23 protein-coding genes and 2 pseudogenes are annotated in these 19,555 nt (G+C 31.9%); 11 read left to right on the forward strand and 14 right to left on the reverse strand.

The genetic code is table 11. The annotated features are described in order from the left end of the window. From FWJ34_RS10035 to FWJ34_RS10050, 4 genes and pseudogenes are all read right to left on the reverse strand, one after another. A pseudogene (locus tag FWJ34_RS10035) lies at positions 1-126 on the reverse strand (F0F1 ATP synthase subunit B'); the annotation flags it as partial. 193 nt (positions 127-319) lie between these two features. Then, positions 320-568: an ATP synthase F0 subunit C gene (gene atpE / locus FWJ34_RS10040; RefSeq protein ID WP_308255181.1), complete on the reverse strand. Its 249-nt coding sequence runs from the start codon at positions 566-568 to the stop codon at positions 320-322. A 252-nt stretch (positions 569-820) separates the two neighbouring features. Then, positions 821-1,576 carry a F0F1 ATP synthase subunit A gene (gene atpB, locus FWJ34_RS10045; protein ID WP_308255182.1) on the reverse strand — a complete coding sequence of 252 codons (756 nt, stop codon included), beginning with the start codon at positions 1,574-1,576 and terminating at the stop codon, positions 821-823. A 50-nt stretch (positions 1,577-1,626) separates the two neighbouring features. Further along, on the reverse strand, positions 1,627-1,998 hold the full coding sequence (locus tag FWJ34_RS10050) for an ATP synthase subunit I (protein WP_308255201.1): 372 nt from the start codon (positions 1,996-1,998) through the stop codon (positions 1,627-1,629). Between the two features lie 265 nt (positions 1,999-2,263). Here FWJ34_RS10050 and FWJ34_RS10055 point away from each other — a divergent pair, with 265 nt between their 5' ends. Together FWJ34_RS10055 and FWJ34_RS10060 are read left to right on the forward strand one after the other, a co-directional pair. Continuing rightward, positions 2,264-3,181, forward strand: coding sequence for a DUF4351 domain-containing protein (locus FWJ34_RS10055; RefSeq protein ID WP_308255183.1), 918 nt, complete (start codon positions 2,264-2,266; stop codon positions 3,179-3,181). Positions 3,182-3,302: 121 nt separating this feature from the next. Further along, on the forward strand, positions 3,303-3,938 hold the full coding sequence (locus tag FWJ34_RS10060; RefSeq protein WP_308255184.1) for a Uma2 family endonuclease: 636 nt from the start codon (positions 3,303-3,305) through the stop codon (positions 3,936-3,938). Between the two features lie 17 nt (positions 3,939-3,955). Here FWJ34_RS10060 and FWJ34_RS10065 read toward each other — a convergent pair. The 6 genes and pseudogenes from FWJ34_RS10065 to FWJ34_RS10090 form a co-directional block, all read right to left on the reverse strand. Continuing rightward, positions 3,956-6,457, reverse strand: a pseudogene (locus FWJ34_RS10065) (EAL domain-containing protein). Between the two features lie 429 nt (positions 6,458-6,886). Further along, a complete protein-coding gene (locus FWJ34_RS10070) occupies positions 6,887-8,059 on the reverse strand; it encodes a class I SAM-dependent methyltransferase (RefSeq protein ID WP_396231828.1) in 1,173 nt (390 codons plus the stop codon). Positions 8,060-8,134: 75 nt separating this feature from the next. Further along, positions 8,135-8,719, reverse strand: a complete 585-nt coding sequence (locus FWJ34_RS10075; RefSeq protein WP_308255186.1) for a chromophore lyase CpcT/CpeT — start codon at positions 8,717-8,719, stop codon at positions 8,135-8,137. Then, on the reverse strand, positions 8,716-9,381 hold the full coding sequence (locus FWJ34_RS10080) for a HEAT repeat domain-containing protein (protein ID WP_308255187.1): 666 nt from the start codon (positions 9,379-9,381) through the stop codon (positions 8,716-8,718). Before FWJ34_RS10080 ends, FWJ34_RS10075 begins: the two co-directional genes overlap by 4 nt. A 103-nt stretch (positions 9,382-9,484) precedes the next feature. Then, entirely contained in the window at positions 9,485-9,769 is a 285-nt protein-coding gene (locus FWJ34_RS10085; protein WP_308255188.1) for a hypothetical protein, read from the reverse strand. A gap of 294 nt (positions 9,770-10,063) precedes the next feature. After that, positions 10,064-10,657, reverse strand: coding sequence for a DUF3177 family protein (locus FWJ34_RS10090; RefSeq protein WP_308255189.1), 594 nt, complete (start codon positions 10,655-10,657; stop codon positions 10,064-10,066). A gap of 223 nt (positions 10,658-10,880) precedes the next feature. Between FWJ34_RS10090 and FWJ34_RS10095 the strand changes: the two genes are divergently transcribed. The 3 genes from FWJ34_RS10095 (at position 10,881) to FWJ34_RS10105 (ending at position 12,816) form a co-directional block, all read left to right on the forward strand. Beyond that, a complete protein-coding gene (locus tag FWJ34_RS10095) occupies positions 10,881-11,450 on the forward strand; it encodes a DUF3611 family protein (RefSeq protein WP_308255190.1) in 570 nt (189 codons plus the stop codon). 10 nt (positions 11,451-11,460) lie between these two features. Continuing rightward, on the forward strand, positions 11,461-11,925 hold the full coding sequence (gene tadA / locus FWJ34_RS10100) for a tRNA adenosine(34) deaminase TadA (RefSeq protein WP_308255191.1): 465 nt from the start codon (positions 11,461-11,463) through the stop codon (positions 11,923-11,925). An 81-nt stretch (positions 11,926-12,006) separates the two neighbouring features. Continuing rightward, positions 12,007-12,816, forward strand: a complete 810-nt coding sequence (locus FWJ34_RS10105) for a glutathione S-transferase family protein (RefSeq protein WP_308255192.1) — start codon at positions 12,007-12,009, stop codon at positions 12,814-12,816. Positions 12,817-13,078: 262 nt separating this feature from the next. Here the strand turns inward: FWJ34_RS10105 and FWJ34_RS10110 are convergent, their stop codons facing one another. From FWJ34_RS10110 to FWJ34_RS10125, 4 genes are all read right to left on the reverse strand, one after another. Then, a complete protein-coding gene (locus tag FWJ34_RS10110) occupies positions 13,079-14,593 on the reverse strand; it encodes a phosphomannomutase/phosphoglucomutase (protein ID WP_308255193.1) in 1,515 nt (504 codons plus the stop codon). A 184-nt stretch (positions 14,594-14,777) separates the two neighbouring features. After that, a complete protein-coding gene (locus FWJ34_RS10115; protein ID WP_308255202.1) occupies positions 14,778-15,035 on the reverse strand; it encodes a type II toxin-antitoxin system RelE/ParE family toxin in 258 nt (85 codons plus the stop codon). Beyond that, entirely contained in the window at positions 15,031-15,243 is a 213-nt protein-coding gene (locus FWJ34_RS10120; RefSeq protein WP_308255194.1) for a CopG family transcriptional regulator, read from the reverse strand. The genes FWJ34_RS10115 and FWJ34_RS10120 overlap by 5 nt, the downstream gene beginning before the upstream one ends. A 62-nt stretch (positions 15,244-15,305) precedes the next feature. Further along, entirely contained in the window at positions 15,306-16,214 is a 909-nt protein-coding gene (locus FWJ34_RS10125) for an LD-carboxypeptidase (RefSeq protein WP_308255195.1), read from the reverse strand. 239 nt (positions 16,215-16,453) lie between these two features. Between FWJ34_RS10125 and FWJ34_RS10130 the strand changes: the two genes are divergently transcribed. The 6 genes from FWJ34_RS10130 to FWJ34_RS10155 all read left to right on the forward strand — a co-directional run. Next, entirely contained in the window at positions 16,454-16,723 is a 270-nt protein-coding gene (locus FWJ34_RS10130; protein ID WP_308255196.1) for a monovalent cation/H(+) antiporter subunit G, read from the forward strand. Continuing rightward, on the forward strand, positions 16,716-17,312 hold the full coding sequence (locus FWJ34_RS10135) for a DUF4040 domain-containing protein (RefSeq protein ID WP_308255197.1): 597 nt from the start codon (positions 16,716-16,718) through the stop codon (positions 17,310-17,312). The genes FWJ34_RS10130 and FWJ34_RS10135 overlap by 8 nt, the downstream gene beginning before the upstream one ends. Continuing rightward, positions 17,312-17,974: a Na(+)/H(+) antiporter subunit B gene (locus FWJ34_RS10140; RefSeq protein WP_308255198.1), complete on the forward strand. Its 663-nt coding sequence runs from the start codon at positions 17,312-17,314 to the stop codon at positions 17,972-17,974. The genes FWJ34_RS10135 and FWJ34_RS10140 overlap by 1 nt, the downstream gene beginning before the upstream one ends. A 306-nt stretch (positions 17,975-18,280) precedes the next feature. Further along, positions 18,281-18,454, forward strand: a complete 174-nt coding sequence (locus FWJ34_RS10145) for a hypothetical protein (protein WP_308255199.1) — start codon at positions 18,281-18,283, stop codon at positions 18,452-18,454. A gap of 120 nt (positions 18,455-18,574) precedes the next feature. Beyond that, positions 18,575-19,255: an urease accessory protein UreF gene (locus FWJ34_RS10150; protein WP_308255200.1), complete on the forward strand. Its 681-nt coding sequence runs from the start codon at positions 18,575-18,577 to the stop codon at positions 19,253-19,255. A gap of 129 nt (positions 19,256-19,384) precedes the next feature. Then, the coding region (locus FWJ34_RS10155) for a helix-turn-helix domain-containing protein (protein WP_308255203.1) at positions 19,385-19,555 on the forward strand (171 nt) is incomplete at its 3' end.

A 19,555-nucleotide genomic window follows, 5' to 3' on the forward strand; every position in this document is an offset into this window, starting at 1 on the left:
GTATAACAGGGCGTTGAGTATTGTTGCCAATAGTAAAAACTGAATTGCCATTAAAGGCAACGTGGCATCAAAATCAAACAATCCCCCTTCTGCGGTTTCAACCGCCAATAAAATCCATTGTGTCATCATAATTTGACTTAGGGGCAGAATTTATTTGTTCCGTTTTTCTAATCTGCAATTATGCTTAGAAATATTACTGCAATTGTTTATTTTATTCAGTACTTAGGCTTTAGGCCATAGAGATTTTCCAAGGGAAAAACCTAAAACCTAATACCTGAATTTTTGCTTTAGGTTATCCTAGATCTAATTAACTTAATTATTAGGCGAAAGGATTAGCAAACAATAAGATTAAAGCGATAACTAAACCGTAAATAGTTAACGCTTCCATGAACGCTAAACTAAGAAGTAAGGTAGCACGAATTTTACCTTCTGCTTCGGGTTGGCGGGCAATACCTTCTACTGCTTGACCGGCGGCAGTACCTTGACCAATACCAGGTCCTATTGCACCTAAACCTACAGCTAAACCGGCGGCAACAACAGAAGCAGCAGTTACTAAAGATGAATCCATAATTCTTTCTTTTTCCTTTTAATTAATTTATTACAACAAAAAATTTAGTTTCTTGGTTTTGATCAGAGAAGGAATTGAGTAATCTTTCTCTTATGATAGTTAATCACACAATGGTCATTAATTTCATCCCAAAAAGTATTTAACTATATTTTGGGTTTTTATGATAGTCAGTTTTCTGATTTTTCTGACTTAGGTTTTAACATCAAATTTTGCTCGAGATTCTGTTCGGTTTGGTTTCTCAACCCAACCTGCTTATTCGTGATGTTCTTCTCCGTGACTTTCCATCGCCTCTCCGATATAGGATGCCGCTAAGGTAGCGAAGATTAACGCTTGGATGGCACTGGTAAATAAACCTAAGATCATCAAGGGTAAAGGAACAATTAAAGGCACTAATAAAACCAATACCCCTACTGCCAATTCGTCCGCTAAGATGTTACCGAATAAACGGAAACTTAGGGAAAGAGGGCGAGTAAAGTCTTCTATGGCACGGAAAGGCACCATGATAGGGGAAGGTTGAGCATAGTCAGCAAAGTAGCCTAAGCCTTTTTTGCTTATCCCCGCATAAAAATAAGCTAAGGATGTTAATAACGCAAATGCTACGGTGGTGTTGATGTCAACAGTAGGAGCGGACAATTCTCCTTCGGGGATTTCGATCAACTTCCAAGGAATTAAAGCACCAGACCAGTTAGACACAAATATAAATAAGAATAATGTGCCGATAAAAGGTACCCAAGGGCGATATTCTTTTTCACCGATTTGATCTTTAGCTAAACCACGCAAGAAATCAAGGACGTATTCCATAAAATTTTGGAACCCCGTCGGAATTCTTTGGACATTTCGAGTAGCTGCGAAGGAAAGAAGAATGAGAACACCGATTACGAACCAAGAGACGAGAAATACTTGTCCGTGTACTTTGTATTTACCGATCTCCCAGTAAAAGTGTTCGCCAACTTCGATGGCAGCTAAGTTAACAGAGTTGAGTAAGTTTATTGTATTTGCAAGTTCCATTGAACAAGATTTTTCCTGATTTTAGGAATCTTTGACAATTTATCATAAAATTAGCCATTTTTTTCTGATTTATTTAGATTCCCCAAAAAACTACGGGGTAAAATATAAAAAAGAATAGTGGCTTTGTAAGTCATGAAACCGAGAAAAATCGGAATCACTTGTAATTGTTCCCTTTGAGTCGCAACAATAATTAAACCGATAAATATAGCAAGTCGTGTACCGCCAATACGTTTTTTTGACGTTCCTACTTGTTCTACTTCCCGTGCTAACATCCTCACATATACTAAGCTAAAACAAGCCCCTAATAAGTAATTTAGGCTCATATTTAAGTTATAAAAATACCAAACTAAAATAAAGCAGAAGAAAGCAACTACAATAGTACCTAGCAAAAGATTATTACGGAGTTGATAAAACTCTTTCATGGAATCTTCTTTTCTTTCTGGTGCATTATTCTCAACTTCAGTAGTTTGAGGGATGATTGTCATAGGAGTAGAGTCGGAGTTAATCACTTTGAGTGCTAGATTCTCTGGAAATTACTGTTACAAATCTTATCATGAGACGGTACTATTTTGTAAATTTTGATTACTTTCTTTGTTTTTGGTGATTTTATTGTTATTTAAGTTTAATTTTTCTTTTTAAAATATTTGATAAAATCATATTTATTCTGAGGTGTAATTTAAGTGAAAAATGAGTTATGATAGCATTTTAAAATTCGTAATTGATCAATACACAAAACCAATTTTAACTTGGTTATTCGATCGCCCAATAGACGAACCGATAAAAATGTTAAATAGTGAATTAAATGTTGAACCCATTAGAGCAGATGGTGTCTTCTTTTTGCAAGTAGGACAAAAAATTATTCATTTAGAATTTCAAACTGCGCCTAAATCAGATCCTCCTTTACCTTTAAGAATGTTGGATTATTGGGTACGACTTTACAGAATCTATAAACTTTATCAACAAAATTACGAAATTGAACAAGTAATAATTTTCTTACGCCCTGATACTTCTCCAAAAGTATTTGAAGATAGTTTTCATGTAGGTAAGACAACTCATTCTTATCGAGTAGTCAGAATTTGGGAATGTGACGCACAGCCTTTGTTAGAAATACCTGAATTATTACCATTAGCGGTTTTAGCTCATAGCAAAGAACCCGAAGTATTATTATCTCAGGTGGCCGAAAAGGTATCTAATATAAAGGATATAAGACAAAAAAGTAACATCGCCGCTTGTGTGGAGTTATTAGCTGGTATTAATTATTCGGAGGAATTAATCAAAATGTATTTACACGATGATATTTTAAAAGAGTCTGTCACCTATCGAAGAATTATTAGAGAAGGGGTTGCAGAGGGGCTTGAGTTAGGACTTCAACAAGGACTTCAACAAGGACTTCAACAAGGACTTCAACAAGGACTTCGACAAGGTGAAAAATTAGAAGCAATCGCCTTAATCACTCGTCAATTGAGAAAGCGTTTTGGGGAAGTTTCGGAGAATCTTAAATCTCGGCTCAAAATTTTAGCTATTGAGGAATTAGAATTATTGGCAGAAAATTTATTTGATTTTAAATCTTTTGAGGATGTGATTAATTGGCTAAATCGAGTTTAAGATTTAAAGGACCACAGGGCAGTAGTTTTTTGATCAAATTATGCCCTTAGCCAACTATATTTTTTTAGCCAGTGTAAAAAGCTTAGTTTAATTCTTCATTACTTATTACTCATTACTCATTATGATTACCGTTGTTACTCCCCAAAAACTAACTTTATCTGCTGGTACATTTGTTAAAACTCTTGGACAATGGAAAGACTATGAAATATTAATAAAGCAAAGAGGAGAAAAAGCTAACCCACGGATTAAATATAGAGACGGAGAAATATTATTAATGTCACCTTTACCTAAACATGGACTAGAAGCTAATCTTATCGCTGATATAATCAAAGTATTACTGGATTATTTCGGAAAAAAATATGAAGCGTTTACTCCTATGACCATGAGTTTACCTGAAATAAGCGGTATTGAGCCTGATTATAGTTTTTATATCCATAATTGGCAAGTAGCGGTAGGAAAAGATCGTATTGATTGGGATAATGAACCTTCTCCAGATTTAGTGTTAGAAATTGATGTCACTAGCTATACTGATATTAATGATTATCTTCCTTATAAAATTCCTGAAGTTTGGATTTATAAAAAAAATCAACTTCTTATTTATCATTTAGAAATAGGTAATTATGTTATAGCAAATAATAGTCTTTATTTTCCTGATATAGAGATGACAAAAATCGTCACGGAATCTTTAGAATTGGCTCAAAAAGATACTTCTAGCGTGGCCATAAATTTCTTAAGAAAATGTTTTCCTGGGGCTTAATTTGATACAGATTAATACTAAAAAGATAATTCTTGTTGAGAGATAGATTCAATAAAATTAGTGGCCTCTTCTACAGGTAAAGGGTGACTGAAATAATATCCTTGCATCATGTCACACTGTAATTCTTTTAATAACTTTAATTGTTCTAACGTTTCAATTCCTTCTGCTACTACTTCTAAATTAAAGCCTTTTCCTAAAGTAATAACGGCGGAAATAATAGCTAAATCTTCTGGTTCATTTTTTAATTCTCGAACAAAACTTTGGTCTATTTTTATTTTGTTAAAAGGAAATTTTTTGAGGTATCCTAAAGAAGAATAACCAGAACCAAAATCATCCATAGAAATAGAAATTCCTAAGTCTATTAATTGATTAAGTATATGTTTTGTTAAGTCGGGATGTTCTATAATACTGCTTTCTGTTATCTCTAATTCTAAATATTGAGGATTTAATTCTGTTTGTTTTAATATATCCCTGAAACGAGTAACTAAATTTTGTTGTTGAAATTGTCGAGGGGATAAATTGACGGCTATTTTTAAGGGTGGTAAACCTTAATTTTGCCATTTTTTATTCTGTTGACAAGCGGTAAATAATACCCATTCACCGATAGATTTTATTAAGCCTGTTTGTTCGGCTATGGGAATAAATTGAGCAGGTGACACTCTACCTAAAATTGGATGTTGCCAACGAATTAAGGCTTCCATGCCTACTATTTTCCCAGTTTTGACGTTGATTTGTGGTTGATAATATAATTCAAGTTGATTATTTTTAATAGCTTCGTATAAGTATGCTTCCATGCGCAATAATTCAGTTTTTTTCTGGTTCATAGAAGGGTTATAATATTGATAGTCATTACCTCCTTGATCTTTCATTCGATATAAGGCTATATCAGCGTTTTTGAGTAAAATATCTAAGGTGTTTCCGTCTTGGGGATAAATGGCAATACCAATGCTTAAATGCCCATATATTTGATATTCCATAACTTGAAAAGGTTTTGTAAGAGAGTAGAAAATTCTCTCAGCGACAATGGAAACATCATCGGGGTGTTTGATTTCTGATAGTAAAATTGTAAATTCATCTCCCCCCCAACGAGCGATTAAGTCAGCACTTCGTAAACATTGTTTGAGTCTTTGTGCCACAGCCTGTAAAAATTTATCTCCTATATCATGACCTAATGTGTCATTAATATTCTTAAATCTATCTAAGTCGATAAACATAATTCCAAATTGAGATTTATATCTTTCGGCACGGGCGATGGCCTTATATAATTGTTCATTGAATAAGTTACGATTGCCTAATTCTGTCAATAAATCGTGACAGGCTTGATAACGTAACATTTCCTCAGCTAATTTTCTTTCAGTAATATCACGAACAGCAAAACAAATAAATTCTTTGGCACTATAATAAATGGTACTAATATTAACTTCTACATGAATTAAACTTCCGTTATGATCGCGATGGATAGATTCTTGAGTTAAATTAAGGCGATTTTTTTGGACTTTTTTGACGATACTATCAATAATATCTGCATCGGCCGCCACTAAATCATATAATTTTATAGAGAGACTTTCTTGATTAGAATAGCCAATTAAACTACAATAGGCTTGATTAGCTTCAATAATATGTTTAGTAACAGGATCAACTAAAATAATTCCTTCAGAAATTTGACGAACTACTGCACGATATTTTTCTTCATTTTCTCTCAATGCTTTTTCAACTTTATCTCGCTGACTGAAGGAAAAAATGTAACTTTTAATTTGACTTTTATCTTCAATATAATGAGCATATTGGGTATAATTTTCATCTTTATACTTTATTTCTCTGACACAAAAATCTTTACCTGCATTTTTTAATTCTTCCCAAAGATTTTTGACAAAAAGATTAGTCTTAAACTCTTCTCTAAAATTTGGAAATTTATCTCTAAAAAAACTATTAGTATAAGTTATTTTTTCTTCTAAATTAATAATAAAAATAGGGCAATTTAATTTAGTATCTTGATTATGTAAAATGAAAAGTATTTCTTGAATAAAAAAATTTTCTTGTTCTTCTTTTGAGGCTAAAGTAGTCTTCCATTGTGTTTCTTTATAAATAGTATCATTATCATCATTATTACCATAATTTTCCATTAAATAAGTTTGAGGAATGGTTATTTCTTCATCACTATTAGAGCAAGAAATGGAATAGATAAGTTCAACGTCATTTCCCCCAATAGTAATTCTATCTCCTGATTTTAATTCATGGGATAAAGATTTATTTCCATTAACAAATAAACCATTAGCACTACGATTTCCTTTTAAATCACCATCGATAATCCAAAATAATTCTTGTTCATTTTTATCTTTATATTTAACAGGTAATATTGAGCAGTGATAGCGGGAAATGGTAGGATGATGAATAACTATATCATTGCTAGAATGACGACCAATAGAATAAACTTCATTTTTAAGGATAATATTTTGTTGAATATCACCATATTTAATTTTGATAATATGTTGAATTTCTATTTCCTCATTTATTTTCATACAACCCCTATAACAATTTATTAATTACCTTATAAATACCATTCGCAAAATAGATTGTCTATTTTAAATTTAATAATATAGCAGTCAGTTATGAGTTGTGAGAATTATCTTATCGCAAGAGGGAAAAGGGAAGAAACGAGATGGTATCTTCGATTTTTTCTAATAATTGATTTCTTATAACTGATTAGGTGATTGCTATAATAATTTACAATACTTATAAAATATTAAGTATAATTTTTGTTTACACATGGTAAAACATACAAATAATTTGCACACTCAGTTATATCAAAAGACTAAAAATAGTCATTTTTATTTTATGCTCACTTTTATTGTACTCTTACTTTTTATTTGCAGTTATGATTATTTATATTCTGTAAATATTAGTAGAATGTAAAATTGATCATTAAGAGTTAGAGAGGAGATACCCATTCAATAAAATCCTTGTAAAGAAAATTGACTTTGTATTGTCGTAAGGTTTTTAGTCTGTAATAAAACACCAAAGTTACCTAAACCTTCAGGATTAATTAAATTATGTAATTCTTCTCGCCGTTGCAATATTTTCCTTAAAGACATTTTACCATCAGATAATTCAGAAAGGCGATCGCCTAATCCTAAACTCATTAAAAATAAGGCTTGTTTTGTGTATGCTAAATTACTTAAACCTAACAATTCTCCATATTTTTCCAAAGCCGTAAAATTGACATGGGAAGTAATATCCTGACTACCAATATTGACATAAGGATTATGATGATGACGATGTTGATAATAACATTTTAACGTGCCTTGACTACGTTGAGGATGATAATATTTTTTGGCGGTATAACCATAGTCTATAGTCAATAAATAACCTTGTTTTAATTTAGTAAATACTTGGGAAAGCCAATCAATAGCGTTTAAATTTACTTCTGTATGATAATCGTCAGGATAGATATTTTTATCAAAATTAATATCTAGTATCTCAAAATAATTATATATGTCTTGACTGGAGAGAGAATCATATTTGATTAATAACTGATTCCCTTTTTCAGTGAGATAAATTTCCTCTAGTTTTTTGTGAGAATATCTGATTAAATGAACAGGCATTGCATCGACTAATTCATTACTAAAAAAACAACCAATAATAGAGTTATCAGGAATAGAATCCCAATCTTCCCACTTTATTTGAATAGTATTAGCTAAATTATCTGAGAATAACTGTTGTTGTTTAACTTTTAAAGTCTGAGATTTTTCAATAATAATATACTCAATGTTAGAAGCAAAATTAGGGTAATGATTAAACAGATAGTTAATAATTGTTAGAGCTAAATTACCATTTCCTGCCCCCATTTCTACTAATTTAAAGTTAGAAGGTTTACCTAAAACTTGCCAAAATTCTTCTAGTTGAATTGCTAATAATTCACCGAAATCTGAAGATAAAGAAGAAGAAGTAAAAAAATCACCTTGATTACCGATAATAATTTTAGCTGAGTTATAATAACCATATTCTGGATCATATAAACACAAATTCATATATTCAGCAAAAGTTATTATTTTTTCAGGAGAATTATTAATAGTCTCAAAAATTTTCGCTAATAATGGGTTATTTTTATCAATCAAATTCATTGAATTAGTGATGGGGTGATGGGGTGGTAAAACAGGCATCTTGCCCGTAATTCCTAATTCCTAATTCCTAATTATTTACACTTCATCAGCGAAACTATCTATTCTAGTAAAATGAAAAGGTCCTGCTAATGACCCCCACAAAATTTCATCTGTGTTTGGATCTCGTCCTCTATCAAAACTAATTAATTTTTCTTCGTTAATTTCAAAACTGTTATCAAGATAAGATTCTTTATTATTTCTAACAACTATACAGGCTTTTCCGGGTTTAATATAACCTTGAAAATGATCATGATTCCAGTGAGCTATCATATCACAACCGTTCATTTTTTCGAGATGATCGATCGTTAATTGTTTAAGTTTTTCAAGATTTCTGGAAGCACCATAAAACTCTTTTTCCTCTTTTAGTTTATAATGTTCTAATTCTAAATGATCATCTACTATTTGAATTTTAAATACTCTTAAACGATAAGGTTGGCTTAGTAAAAAATTGTAGGCTTGTTCTAAAAATAAAGTTGTACCACCTAATAAAGATTCTGATAATGGGCGCATACAAACTCGAATATGAGCAAAAAAAGGTGGATTTTCAAAAGATTGTTGTTGATTACTAAAATCTGCTGCCATTAATCTTGCTAAAGCTTTAATATCGGTAGAATGACTCATATTAAATATTCTTTATTATCTATTTTTTTTAATGCTAGTTTACCACGACTTTGGATAGCAATTTCGACATCTTCAGTGATTATTTGCTTTAATTTTTCTTCAATTTTATTAAGTAAATATTCATGACTAATATCAATGGCTTGATATAAATTTTCGAGAGAAACAATAGAGGCATAACGCACTACCCATTCACCGTCATTGATAGTAATTAAAAGAGTGTCTAATATTTGAGTTTGAGTAGTAATAATTTTGGCTGAGGGTAATTGATGCCATTGCAAACTACCCAAACCTTTTGTTGCTGCCCGTCTGACACTTAAGGAAAAGTCATTAATAGCGGTGTTGATTAATAAATCTAAGGCACGAATATCACCAATTCCGGCGAATACCCTCACAGCCCAAGCTCTTGCACCATAATTGTATTGATCCAAACTTCTTAATAATGGCTCAATGGCACATTCTCCTAAAGCAATTAAACCTTCCGTAGCAGCAACGGCAGCCCCTGGGTTGTTATAGCCTAAGACTTGAATTAAAGTAGGTATAGCTTCTGGGGATTGAAAATTTGCTAATTCGGTGACAGCATCCAATAGTTGAGGTGCTGATTCGGCTTTTTCTACTGCAAGAATAAGTTGATTGACGGGGTTAATGATTGTTTCTGTAGTCATGATAGGGTTATTTTCGGTTAGGAGGGTTTTTAGTTTACTGAAGATTCTCGTATTATAAAATATTTCCTAGTAAAAATCTTTGCGTCTTTGCGCCTTTGCGAGATTAAAAATTTAATAATGATAAAAACTCTGATGCTTTTAAGTCACATTGAATATAATGGGGATTACTGGGATTATAAGGGCTAACTAGGCGATCGATAGTGATAATCTGAGCAGTAGATGATAAGATCGGTAAATCAGGATCAAATTCCGTTGCACCCCTTAAATTACTAGAAAAACCTTTAAAAATGATAATTTCGATTTCTTCCTCATTATCTCTGGCTTTAATAATTAAAACTTCTTGAGGATGTTGTTGACTATAAGTTTCTAGTTGTTGAATAGTAATCATGAAAATATACTTGTGTCAGGGAATAGTGATTAGTGATTAGATAGTAAATAGTGATTAGATAATTTTTTCTTTTCCTCCTCTCCTCGTCTCCTCACTTCTTCTCATTCCTCATAAATTTGACAATTTTTGTGGAAAAACTAGGCATTTTTGACTTGATTTTGAAACAAAAACTTACATAACTTAATAATACTACTAAGCTAAATATTTGATTTTTGGTCATTTAAACTGATAGCTGACTGCTAATAGCTACCCTCATCAAAAAAAAACTTTTTGACGCACCCCTAGTTAAGAGTTTTACTGTTGCAAAGCAATTCTACCTTGTTTAATCAGTCGAAAACTTAAAAAGTAGAAAAGGTAAATACTATAAATAATCAGCCCTGTCATTCCTAAAAATCCTAAGAATCCGGGGGTAACATTAGGGTGAAACCAAGTTTTAAAATGCCAAGGTGCTTCTAACCATACTCGACAGGAAATTTCAACACTAGCATCGGCAGAAAAAGTACAGGGTAAGAAAGGAATAAAAGCGATGGCACTAATAATACCATAAAAAGTGATCGCCCAACGCCATATCGTCACAGTCAATCTTAAAGGAGTTTTTGGTAAATCCCTAATTTCGTCATTAATATCAACCCAAAACCAGAGACTGATAACAACAAATATATGGGCTAAAAACCAAGCTAAATATCCCACTTGCCACACGGGAATCAATAGATAAATAGCAATAGCCATTAAACTAGCGACACGCCAAAAAATCACCAATAAACGCCCGATAGAAGGAATTTGAGCAAATAATCCCCAAATAGAAAGAATTAAGGGTAAAATTAAACAGAATAAAATAAATAATTTATAATTAGTCCAGACTAATGATTTTAGTAACGTTTCTTCCATAAAAAAATAATTACATATTTAAACAAACTTAATTGTATCTCTTCTACTTAGGGTTGCACAAAGTATTCGTAAAAGTTCTTAGGGGAATCAAATTAAGATTAACAGTTTTTATTTAACCTAACACCTAACACCTAAAACCTGACAGCTTTTTTAAGAGATAATTTATCATACTCAAAGTAATAGAACCTAAAAAATTAACTTATTACTATCTATAACTTATACCATGACTAGAGATTCAGAACTTGCTCCCTCTTTGCCTCCTGCCGTAGAAAAAGTATCAAAAAACTTGCAACTGTGGGGATTTTGGAGTTTTTGGCTACAGTTAATTTTAGGGATTATTTCTACCGTTACCCTTTTATTTGCTACTCCAGCTTTATTTAAAACAGAACAAAATGTTCAAAATGTTCAATTTGGTATTGTTTCCGCTTTTATTAGTATCGTTCTTTTAATTGTGGCACTATATACATCTTTTCGCTATGGCAAAATTGGTAAAAGAATTGAAAATCGAGATCCAGCTATGCGCCCAAAAAAATCGGAAACCATAGGATTAATTAAGTTTGGTTTAATTTTTAATCTAGTGGGAATGCTTTTTGCCTTAATTGGTGCTGAAACTTTAGTGGGTTTAGCTTTAGCAAAACTTTTGACTTTATCACCGCAGTTTATTGGCTCTAATCCTCAACAATTTGTTAATTCTTTAGATTTATTAATCATTCAAGCTAATACTAACACCATCGGGGCTCATTTTGCGGGAATCGTGACTTCTTTACTTTTACTTAATCGCATCAGTAATTAACCATAGATAGATGGAATTAAAACGTCATCAATATTGGATAAATCAGGCTTTAATTTTGGCTCAACAAGCTGGAAATCAAGGTGAAATTCCTGTTGGTGCATTAATTATTGATGGTGATGATAATTTAATCGCAGAGGCTTATAATCGGAAAGAAAGAGAGCAAGATTGTACTGCCCATGCTGAAATAATTGCCATTCGTGAGGCTTGTCAAAATTTGGGTAGTTGGCGTTTAAAGAACTGTACTTTATATGTAACTCTTGAGCCTTGTATGATGTGTGCTGGTGCAATAATTAACTCTCGTTTGAAGACTCTAGTTTATGGGATAGATGATTTTAAAACAGGCTCTATTCGCACGGTGATGAATCTTCCTGATAGTTTTGCTTCTAATCATTCTTTACAAGTATTTGCTGGTATTCAAGAAAAAGCCTGTCGAGAATTATTACACAGTTGGTTTGAAAATCATCGTTTGAGTTAATAATTTTGAGGATAACTCCATAATTCTTCAAAAAAAGGCTAAAGTAGAAATGTTAAGTTTTATAACAATCGAGGTTAGTTGATGTTAGAACTGTATCAATTTGAATTATCACAATTTTCTGAAAAAGTTAGGTTTATTCTCGACTATAAAGGATTAGAGTATAAAAAAATCGAAGTAACTCCGGGTATCGGACAACTAGAAGTTTTCAAGGTTTCAGGACAAAGACAAGTTCCAGTATTAAAAGATGGTGATACTTACATTGCCGATTCCACAGAGATCGCTTTATATTTAGATAGTAAATATCCAGAAAAACCTTTAATTCCTACTGATGGTATAACTAGAGGACAATGTTTATTAATAGAAGAATGGGCAGATCAATCTTTAGGTTTAAATGGGCGTAAGGCGTTTATGGGTGCATTAAATCATTATCCCAATTTTCGTACTTCTTTTTTACCGAAAAATACCCCTGATATTTTCAAAACTTTTGTTACCGCCTTTCCCTCTGAAGTCTTTAATGCTATAGGTATAGGTCTTACCTTAGGTACAGATATTTTAAAAGTAGGAGAAAAAACTTTAAAACGTGATTTAGAGGCGTTAACTTTAATTTTGCAAAATCAACTTTATCTAGTAGGTGATAAACCAACCTTAGCAGATTTCACCGTAGCTGCTTTAACCACTATCGTTAAATTTCCTCCGGTTGCCTATTTTGATATACCCATCGATGTTGAAGGTATAGGTATCCCTGGATTAGGGGATAATAGTGCTTATGAGTCTTTTTTTCAGTGGCGAGATCGTCTTTATGCTGACTATCGTCAACCGGTGGATAAATCTAGCAGTAGCAATTTTGGTGGAGGTAACGATAATCAACCTACTTCTATTGAAATTGATTAATCAATAACGGATATTAGGGGTTTTAATTAGGAATTAGGAATTAATCATAATTACCTGACATTTATCAGCAAACTATCAGGCAATGAAACAGCCCCCAAGGAGGGGGCCGGAAGTTAATAAGTAATAAGTAATTTATTCATTATAACAGAAAAAACACCTAATGACTTTTTGAAAATAAAAAATATTAAAAAACTGAATTTTATGTCAAACTTAGGTATCGTACTCTTAATACTACAGAAAAAGTCAGGCATTAATTCATCAATCAACTTAATTTTAACGGCTCAAATTGAGCAAAGAATGCCCATAAACGACTTGTTATTTGCTCAATTCCTCCCTTAATATTTGTTTCAACATTTAAAGGTAATACTGGATCATGAAGAGATAAACGTAATAAAAACCAGCCTTGTTCTGACTCTGATTGACAGGAAACCCTTATACCTTCATAATTATTAGGAATAATATTCCAGTCTGATTGATTAGCACTAAATTCAGTTAATTTTTCAATAACTTTAGTTCCATAATCTTTAAATTTTTCGGTGTTAATTATTAATCTAAATTCTTCACTTTCTACCGGCTCTTTAAGTTTACTAATTAAGTCAATTAAAGACTTATCTTCTAACTTTAATTTGGCTAATTCGATTAATAGTTTAGTGACTAAATAAGCACCATCATCGAGAAAATAATTTTCTTTTAGGGCAGCGTGTCCTGATGTTTCGATAGCTAACCACGATTCTACACCTTCTTGATTTAATCGTAAAGACTCATTAATGACATTTTTATAACCTCGTTTAAAACGGTGATGTTTTCCTTTTAATTCTTTTTCGATAAACTCCGTTAAACCATCGGAAGTGATGGAGTCAGTGACAATCGTACTAGAAGGATGTTCTTTTAAAATGATGGCACTAATTAAGGCAATTAATTTATTTCGATTTAACTCTTTTCCGTAACTATCAACGGCGGCACTACGATCAACATCAGTATCAAATATAATACCAAAATCAGCTTGATTATCAATGACTGCCTGAGAAATACTCTTCATAGCTTCCTTATTTTCAGGGTTGGGAATATGATTAGGAAAAGTGCCATCAGGCTCTAAAAATTGACTATCTTCGATATTTGCCCCTAAAGGTTGAAGGACTTTTGTGGCATAAAAACCTCCTGCACCATTTCCAGCATCAACAATAATTTTTAAGCCTTGTAAAGGAGTGTCATAATGTTGAGGATGATTGACAGATTTTCTAATTTTGGTGACAAATTGGTTGGCATAAACCAACATAAAATCACGTTTTTCGATGTTACCTTTTTCTTTAACTGTCGGAAACTCTCCTTTCTCGGCAATAGTAAGAATGGCGGTAATATCTTGTTTTTCTAAACCTCCTTTTTCTGTAAAAAACTTCAAGCCGTTACGATTAAAGGGAAGATGACTAGCGGTTAACATAATTGCCCCGTCACATTTATAACCATCAGTAATAGTACTCATAAACATTGCTGGAGTGGAAGCCATGGCAAAATCATACACCGTCACCCCTAAACTAGCGATCGCATTTATAGAGGCATTCATCAAAATTTCCCCTGACAAGCGACTATCTCTACCGATAGAAATAATTAAGTCAGAAGTAGGTTTTTGTTTTTGTTGACTTAACCAGAGGGCAAAAGCCTTAGCGATAATAGCGATAATATCAGGGGTAAGGTTAACATCTTCTCCTTCAACTCCAGTTAAAGCAACTCCTCGAATATCAGAGCCATTTTGCAGTTTTTGCCAGTTAATTTCTGTCATGATTGATAAGTGTTAGTGAATCAAATATTGTCACTTTCATTATTAATCAGTTTTTCTTAAGTTAATCAAAAAAAAGCTCAAGGATAAATATTTACCTCAATAGACAACTTTTGCGAATTCGGGCAACGATGCACTCTTGCAATGGTAATAAGAATTGATTTAGTTTTTTATTTTTACCAGATATTTAATCAAGATAAACATTTTTACGATGGCCTACTTTAACAACTAAGATAATTAATTCATCGTCTAAAATTCTACAGATAACTCGATAATCACCCACACGATAACGCCATAATCCTTGCTTATTGCCTTGTAATCCTTTACCGAATAAAAGAGGGTTTTCTTGAATCGCTATTTCTTCTCTTAAATAAGCAATAATCCGTTTTTGGGCAACTTTATCGAGCTTTTTTAATTCCTTTTTAATTCGTGAATCAATGTTAATCTTTCAAATCAAGGCTTTTCTCCAATTCATCAAGAGTTAAGTAAGACTCAGGATTATTTAACCGATATTCAGCATCCCTAATGTCTTCTAAATCTTCTAGGTAACTAATGATAGCATCTTGTAATAATTCTTCTTCTTTTTTACCTAATTCATGAGCTAAGATTGACAAACGATTTTCAACTTGGGGAGATAAACTAAGAGTTACCATAACGCTAAAAAATTCTAGGTATTTCTAACTATTTATAGCATATTTTACCAGTAAGCTATAACTTATGAGGTAGCCACAGTATCAATAAATTTAATCATCCCTTCATCGCCGTCAATTTCTACCAACCCGCCGACAGGTAAACAAGCATTAACGCCGTCATGACCAAAGGGTAAATCGCTTATAATTGGGATATTAAAATCTAATAGGCGATCGCATAAAACTTCATTAACATTCCAACTAGGGATACCATCAGAAGGATTACAACCGCTAAATCTTCCTAAAATAATCCCCTTTACCCGATGAAAAATCCCCATTAACCGCCATTGAGTTAACATTCTATCAAGACGATAAGGTGCTTCTTGCACATCTTCTAAGGCTAAAATAACATTATCAAATTTCGGACATAGAGATGTTCCCAAAAGATGAGTTGCAACGGTTAAATTTGCACTTAAGAGTCTTCCTTGAGCTTTACCCCCCTTGAAGCTATGGCCGTGGAGGGGTAATAATGGTTTTCCTTCAACATAGTCAAATAAGCGTTTTAAAGACCAATCTGGTTCTTGAGATATAGTAGTTAAAACTGCACCGTGAATACTAATAATTTTTTCGTTATATAAACTCCATAAAAGGCTAGTAATGTCAGAAAAGCCAATTAACCATTTTGGTTGTGGTATGGTTTCCCATTGCCAATTTTCGAGTAATCTTGCACCACCATAACCACCTCTAACACAAAGAATACCTTTATATTGAGGATTTGTCCACGCTTTATGTAAGGCTTGACGACGGATTTCGTCTTTTCCTGCTAAATAGCCTTCTCTATCTTGATAATTTTCTTCTAAAATGATTTTATAGCCATTTTTGTGCCAAATTTCCACACCTTCTTCAAATTTTATTTTTTCTTTGTCTCTAAGAGTACCACTAGGTGCGATAGCTAATAAAGAATCTCCTTTTTTCAACGGTGATGGTAATAACATGAAGTAATAGGTAATAAGGTGATTTATGATTTGTGATGGGATAATAATATAGCAATACTAAATCAGTTGTGAAATATTTAAAGATAGGAAATAATGTTTTACCTATTATTTAACAAGGGGTTTAAACTCCTTGCCTTTAAATTTGTAGTCCTTATTTTGCCACGAATCATTTAGGATTGCTATAGATAATTTATTTTGTACTGATACTTAGTTAAATATTCCTAATTCTTAAGACTTATATGAGTAACTTTTTGATTATATTTGGTTTAATTTTTTGGTTATATGGTACATTTTATTTATTAAGTAAACGTTCTCCTGTTTATAAACTTCACGGTCTTTCAATTTCTGATACTCTAGGATCAATGGCGATAGTTGTGGGATTATTATGGAAGATTCCTAAAGAATGGCCTTTATTAATTTTAGCAATTATTTCTTTGGCTATTTGGAATACTATGTTAGGTTATGTTTTCGCTTATTGTTCAAGTGATCGTCAAAATATCAATGAATAATCCTGATTTTACTCTTTATCTCATTGTTGCTTTATTGCCTTTATCGGCTTTTTTCTTGGTAATTCAAGTTAATCCGTTTGATGCTTTAATTATTCGAGGGATGCTAGGTGCGATCGCCACTTTAGTTTATGGGTTATTAGGTGCTGCAGATGTAGCCTTAACAGAAGCGTTAATGGGGACATTATTAGCTATTTCATTGTATGTGATTGCGGTAAGATCATCTTTAGTGATGCGTTTAGGTGTATTAAAAAAAGATTTATCAACTCTTCATAGTCAGGAAAATATAACAGAAAAAGAAGCATTATTTTCAACTTTAATAGACAATTTTAAATCAATCATTGCTAAATATTATTTACGATTAGAATTAGTAGATTATGAAGATAAAAATAGTTTAGAAAAAGCCTTAATGGAGCAAGAAATTCATGGTATTTGTTTTTTGAGAGAAAATGAAGTAAATTCATCCTCTGAAAAACTTTATGAAAGTGTGATTAGAATTCCAAGATTATATGAAATAATTGAAAAAGAAAAAAATAAATCTATGGATGATTTAACTGATGTTTACTTAAAGGAAAATAAAGAGAAAAGTTAATGAAGATTATATATTTAATAGCCGGAGTATTATTATTTTTTAAAATCTTAATTATTCCTAATCCACAGCTAGAATTAGCAGAAATTTCCATAGTCAAAATGATTGTCAATGATACAGGAGTACCGAATGCAATATCAGGGGTTCTTTTTCGTAATCGTCTTTATGACACAATTTTTGAAGTAGTGGTATTTACGATCGCCATTTTAGGAGTAAAATATTTATTAAGCAATGAAAAACCTTCTAGTATTATTTATCAATTCACCGATGAACCTTCTATAATTTTAGCACGTTTAGCCGCTATGATTACCTCCCTTGTGGGTATAGAATTAGCTATAAGAGGGCATTTAACTCCGGGGGGAGGATTTGCCGCAGGAGTTGCTGGTGGTACTGCAATTGGCTTAATTTTGATTACATCTTCGGTGGAATTAATGGAAAATATTTATCATCGATATCGTATTAGTAGATGGGAAAAAATAATTCTGATAATATTCATTTTTTTAGCTGGTATAACTTTAATGGGAATAGAATTACCTCAAGGGAATTTCGGAACGTTGCTTAGTGGTGGTATTATTCCTTTATTAAATATTTTAGTAGCTTTAAAAGTAGCTTTAGGGTCATGGTTAATTCTTCAATTATTTATTCGGTATCGAGGCTTATTATAACTAAAAATCTTTGGTAAGCTAAGACGCATTTAACTTAGATTTTTTACTAATTCTTAACAAGGCAAAGGGCTTAAGCCTCTTGTTACTCTGGTGATAAAAACTTATTACTTATTACTTATTACTTATTACTTATTACTTATCCTTACGAGACGACTTAGATGCTTTCCTAGCTTATTAATTTTTCAGAAAAACTAATATTAAGAAATATAGCAAAATATGAATCTTTTTTAAAAAAGGTTATTGACGGGAAAAGAAAATGTTATTTTAAATTTCAACTAAGGAAAAATTATCAACATGATCAAAATAATGAATAATAACCAAGAAAAAGATTTAGTTAGTGCAGGTTTAACGGCAGCTATCGGTGCTGGAATTATTACTTCTTTTGCGGTAAGTCAAGGGCAAAATCCTTTAGTTGCAACGGGAATTACACTTTTTTCAGCATTTTTAGCGGTAATTATTCATCAAGCAGATTTAATTTAAGATTTAGTGAAGTAAAAAAGTTATCCATAGGAGATAAAAAATTAAGAGAATAAATCCTGATATTCCTTTGCACTTTTCTTTGCACCTTTCTTTGCGAGATAATTCTTATTATAAAGGTTAATGTCAGAAACATTATTATTACTATTACAACTGTGTAATTCTAGTTTACCTTTAGGGGCTTATAGTTACTCTGAAGGTTTGGAAACTTTAGTAGAAAAAAAGAAAATTATTGATAGTAAAACCTTAAATAAATGGTTAGTAAATGAGTTAAAATATGGTTCTATTAGAATAGAATTAGCCATAATAATTAGAGCTTATAACTGTTATTTACAGAAAGATTTACAAGGTTTATTATATTGGAATAATTGGTTTAGTGCTAGTCGGGAAACCTCAGAATTAAGGCAACAAAGTTGGCAAATGGGAAAAAGTTTATTGAGATTAATCCGTTCTTTTGAGTCAGAAAACAAGTTTTTATCCCAAGTAATTAATAGTTTTAATGATCCTTGTAACTATGTGATCGCTTTTAGCATTATTACAGCTAATTGGGAGATAAAAAGAGAATATTTATTATTAGGTTATCTTCATAATTGGGTTAATAATTTAATCAATGTAGGAGTAAAATTAATACCTTTAGGGCAAACAGAAGGACAAAAATTATTGTTAAATATCAATCAAGAGATAATCAAAAATATTGATGTCATTTTATCTTTAAAAGATGAAGAATTATCCAGTTGCAGTTGGGGTTTATGTTTAGCTAGTATTGAACATGAGCAATTATACACTCGGTTATTTCGCAGTTAAATAAATTTGTTATCAAAATTTTGGGTTTAAAACCCTGTCCTTCTAGAACGGCTTTCTATTTCTTAATTTTGTTACCATTCTTAAAAATATATGTTACTATAAAAACTGAGTTGTCAAAGTGTTAATTAAATGTTAAAAGCGTATCGTTACCGAATTTACCCAACACCTGAGCAAAAAGTCTTACTCGCTAAGTCTTTCGGTTGTTGTCGTTGGTTTTATAACTATGCACTCAACTTAACTAATGAAACTGACAAGGCTACTGGAAAAGGTTTAAGACGGAATGAAATAATCAATAAACTA

Origin of the sequence: Geminocystis sp. GBBB08 (assembly GCF_016743215.1) — a bacterium.
Classification (GTDB): domain Bacteria; phylum Cyanobacteriota; class Cyanobacteriia; order Cyanobacteriales; family Cyanobacteriaceae; genus Geminocystis.